The following is a 3284-nucleotide window of genomic DNA, read 5'->3' on the forward strand; positions in this document are numbered from 1 at the left end:
CAACGTCAGCGTGTGGCGATTGGCCGTACCCTTGTCGCCGAACCGCGCGTGTTCCTGCTCGATGAACCGCTTTCCAACCTGGATGCTGCCCTGCGCGTCCAGATGCGTATCGAAATCTCCCGTCTGCATAAACGTCTTGGCCGCACGATGATTTACGTCACCCACGATCAGGTCGAAGCGATGACCCTGGCGGACAAAATTGTGGTGCTGGATGCCGGTCGCGTGGCGCAGGTGGGCAAACCGCTGGAGCTCTATCACTACCCGGCAGACCGCTTTGTTGCGGGCTTTATTGGCTCGCCAAAGATGAACTTCCTGCCCGTTAAAGTGACCGCGACAGCCATTGAACAGGTACAGGTGGAGCTGCCAAACCGTCAGCAAGTCTGGCTGCCGGTCGACAGCGCCAACGTACAGGTGGGGGCAAACATGTCCCTCGGTATTCGTCCTGAACATTTACTGCCGAGCCACATCGCCGATGTGACGCTGGAAGGTGAGGTTCAGGTCGTCGAACAGCTTGGTCACGAAACACAGATTCATATCCAGATCCCCGCCATTCGTCAGAACCTGGTCTACCGCCAGAATGACGTGGTGTTGGTAGAAGAGGGTGCCACATTCGCTATCGGCTTGCCGCCAGAGCGTTGCCATCTGTTCCGTGAGGATGGCACTGCATGTCGTCGGTTGCATAAAGAGCCGGGCGTTTAAGCAATCCCAAAAGAAGACACGAAACCGACAGGTGAAGTGTTCAAAGAAAAGCAATGATCTCAGGAGATAGAATGATGATTACTCTGCGCAAACAAGTCCCTCTGGCAATCGCCGTTGCGGCAGGCATCCTGTCTGCCCAGGCGGGCGCCGTGGACTTTAAAGGTTATGCTCGTTCCGGCATTGGCTGGACCGGGAGTGGCGGTGAACAACAATGTTTCCAGGCAACCGGTGCTCAAAGTAAATACCGTCTCGGTAACGAATGTGAGACCTACGCCGAGCTGAAACTGGGCCAGGAAGTGTGGAAAGAGGGCGATAAGAGCTTCTACTTCGACACCAACGTCGCGTATTCCGTTTCTCAGCAGAATGACTGGGAAGCCACCAGCCCGGCCTTCCGTGAAGCTAACGTGCAGGGTAAAAACCTGATTGAATGGCTGCCAGGGTCCACCATCTGGGCCGGTAAGCGCTTCTATCAGCGTCATGACGTTCACATGATCGACTTCTACTACTGGGATATTTCTGGTCCTGGTGCGGGTATCGAAAACATCGACCTGGGCTTCGGTAAGCTCTCTCTGGCCGCAACCCGTTCTTCTGAATCCGGCGGCTCTGCAACCTTCGCTGACCGTGATGCGAATGGCGATCGCGTTTATGACAACGTCGTGCCAAACGATGTCTTCGACGTCCGTTTAGCTGGTCTGGAAACCAACCCGGGCGGTACGCTGGAACTGGGTGTTGACTACGGTCACACCAACATTCCAGACGATTACTACCTGCAGCCTGGCGCCTCTAAAGATGGCTGGCTGTTCACTGCTGAACATACCCAGAGCATGATGAAGGGCTTCAACAAGTTCGTGTTGCAGTACGGTACGGACTCGATGACCTCTAACGGCAAAGGTATTCCACAGGGCGGTAGCGTTGATAACGACGGTTCAATGTGGCGTGTGCTGGACCACGGTGCAATCACCCTGGCAGACCGTTGGGACCTGATGTACGTCGGTATGTACCAGAACATCGATCGTGACAACAACAACGGTACCGAGTGGTGGACCGTGGGTGTTCGTCCAATGTTCAAATGGACGCCGATCATGAGCACCTTGCTGGAAGTGGGCTACGACAACGTCAAATCTCAGAGAACTGACGAGAAAAACAGCCAGTACAAAATCACCCTGGCACAGCAATGGCAGGCAGGCGACAGCATCTGGTCTCGTCCGGCTATCCGTGTCTTCGCAACCTACGCGAAGTGGGATGAGAAATGGGGTTATGCGAACAACGATTCCGGTGCAGCCTACACCCCTGGTGTAGCGTACAGCGATACTTCCGCGAAAACCTTCAGCCGTGGCGACGACGATGAGTGGACCTTCGGCGCCCAGATGGAAATCTGGTGGTAATTCGTTAGACCTGACGTAATGACCTAAAAAGAGGGGCGAAAGCCCCTCTATCCTTAGGGTGCTGCGCGCTATTGCCTGGCCACCGCAGTGCTCACGCTATCAGAGGTAATAACAATGAAAATGAAGAAAAGTCTCGTCGCGCTGTGCCTCTCTGCGGGGCTGATGGCCTGTGTTCCGGCGGTCTCCCTGGCAGATGTGAATTTCGTGCCACAAAATACCAGCGCTGCGCCAGCTATCCCGGCGGCGGCGCTCCAGCAACTGACCTGGACACCGGTTGATCAATCCAAAACGCAATCCACCCAGCTTTCTACGGGCGGACAACAGCTGAACGTGCCGGGGATCACCGGGCCGGTTGCCGCCTACAGCGTGCCAGCCAATATTGGTGAACTGACCCTGACGTTAACCAGTGAGGTGGACAAACAGACCAGCGTATTTGCGCCGAACGTGCTGATTCTGGACCAAAACCTGACGCCTTCTGCTTTCTTCCCGAGCAGCTACTTTAGCTATCAGGAGCCTGGCGTGATGAGTGCAGACCGCCTGCAAGGCGTGATGCGCCTGACGCCAGCCCTGGGACAGCAAAAAATTTACGTGCTGGTCTTCACCACCGAGAAAGATTTGCAGCAGACCACAAAGCTGGTTGACCCGGCGAAAGCCTATGCGAAAGGCACCGGCAACTCGGTTCCGGATATTCCGGACCCGCTTGCCCGTCATACCACTGATGGCCTGATCAAACTGAAAGTCTCCACCAACAGCGCCTCCAGCGTACTCGTTGGTCCACTGTTTGGCTCCTCAGGCCCAGGGCCGGTGACCGTGGGGAATACCGCTGCACCTGTCTATGCCGCGCCAGCTGCCACGGCAGCCGCACCGGTAGCGACCGCAGCGCCGGCCCCGGCGAAGAAAGCTGAGCCGGTACTGAACGACACCGAAGAGTACTTCAACAACGCCATTAAGCAGGCGGTGAAGCGCGGCGATGTCGATAAAGCGCTGAAACTGCTTGATGAAGCCGAACGTTTAGGTTCAACCACTGCCCGTTCCACCTTTATCAGCAGTGTAAAAGGCAAGGGGTAACCGTTTCCCCACAGTGCTGATTTGTTAGTAGTTTAGTGCGCCTGAGTGGGCGCACTTTTTTTCGCCGCTAATCAAAGGCAATCAGTTCAGAAGGCATTTTCCCTGACGCGGAAAGAACGAATGATGCGATCC

General features: G+C 55.7%; 3 protein-coding genes. All 3 read left to right on the forward strand.

Features of this window, described 5'->3' with window-relative positions; all coding sequences use genetic code 11:
- A partial coding sequence (locus LDK53_RS21520; protein WP_225288031.1) for a TOBE domain-containing protein occupies window positions 1-699 on the forward strand: 699 nt, incomplete at its 5' end.
- Window positions 700-770: 71 nt separating this feature from the next.
- Window positions 771-2084, forward strand: coding sequence for a maltoporin (locus LDK53_RS21525; protein WP_225288032.1), 1314 nt, complete (start codon window positions 771-773; stop codon window positions 2082-2084).
- Between the two features lie 114 nt (window positions 2085-2198).
- On the forward strand, window positions 2199-3152 hold the full coding sequence (gene malM, locus LDK53_RS21530; RefSeq protein ID WP_025758984.1) for a maltose operon protein MalM: 954 nt from the start codon (window positions 2199-2201) through the stop codon (window positions 3150-3152).
- Window positions 3153-3284: the final 132 nt, after the last annotated feature.

The sequence above is a fragment of the Enterobacter sp. K16B genome (assembly GCF_020216105.1).
Classification (GTDB): domain Bacteria; phylum Pseudomonadota; class Gammaproteobacteria; order Enterobacterales; family Enterobacteriaceae; genus Enterobacter; species Enterobacter sichuanensis.

Coding starts and splice junctions, on each gene's coding strand:
- LDK53_RS21525 (WP_225288032.1), top strand. CDS start 771: ATGATGATTACTCTGCGCAAACAAGTCCCTCTGGCAATCGCCGTTGCG.
- malM (WP_025758984.1), top strand. CDS start 2,199: ATGAAAATGAAGAAAAGTCTCGTCGCGCTGTGCCTCTCTGCGGGGCTG.